The organism is Mesorhizobium sp. FG116, assembly GCF_057809835.1.
In genome coordinates this window covers 1-785 of record NZ_JBMDKS010000129.1, presented here as the reverse complement: position 1 = coordinate 785, position 785 = coordinate 1, and the positions used below count along the sequence as shown (strand labels likewise).

The window sequence follows — 785 nt, the reverse complement described above, 5'->3', positions numbered from 1 at the left end:
CCCGGCGGCGATCCGCTCGCCTACAACCTGCTCGCCAACCGGCTTCTCGCCGAAGACGGCGTCAAGGTCATCTTCGGCTGCTACATGTCCAGTTCCCGCAAGGCCGTGCTGCGCGCGGTCGAGCGCCACAACGGCCTGCTCTGCTATCCGGCCCAGTACGAGGGCTTCGAATATTCGCGCAACGCCATCTATTGCGGCGCCGCCCCCAACCAGAACAGCGCCAAGCTCGGCGAGTTCCTGCTCAACGACACCGGCATGCGCTTCTACATGGTCGGCTCGGACTACATCTGGCCCCGTGAATCGGACCGCATCATGAGCGAGATGGTGGCGGTGGAAGGCGGCGAGGTGATCGGCCGCGGCTACCTGAAGCTCGATGCGCCCGCCGCCGACTACCAGCCGCTGGTCTCCGACATCAAGCGCCTGCAGCCAGATGTGGTGTTCTGCAATTTCGTCGGCGAGGCGATCGTCCACTTCTACCAGGCCTTTGCCGAGGCGGGACTGGACCCGGCCAGGATGCCGATCGCCAGCCTGACCACCAGCGAAGCGGATGTCCGGGCGATGGGGATCGATGCCGCCGTCGGTCACATCACCTCGGCAACCTATTTCCAGTCGCAGGACAGCCTCCAGAACAGGATGTGCCTGGAGCGCTACCGGCGCAAGGTCGGCGGCGACGTCGTCACCAACATGTGCTGGGAGGCGGCCTATTTCCAGCTTCACATCGTGGCGCAGGCGCTACGCAAGTGCGGCACCGACAAGCCCGACATCCTGCGGCCGGCCATTTTGGG

1 protein-coding gene is annotated in these 785 nt (G+C 65.1%); it reads left to right on the top strand.

Translation table 11 applies throughout. The annotated features are described in order from the left end of the window. Positions 1-785 (top strand): transporter substrate-binding protein (locus ACODTY_RS24085; RefSeq protein ID WP_488996697.1); only part of this gene is annotated, 785 nt, incomplete at both ends.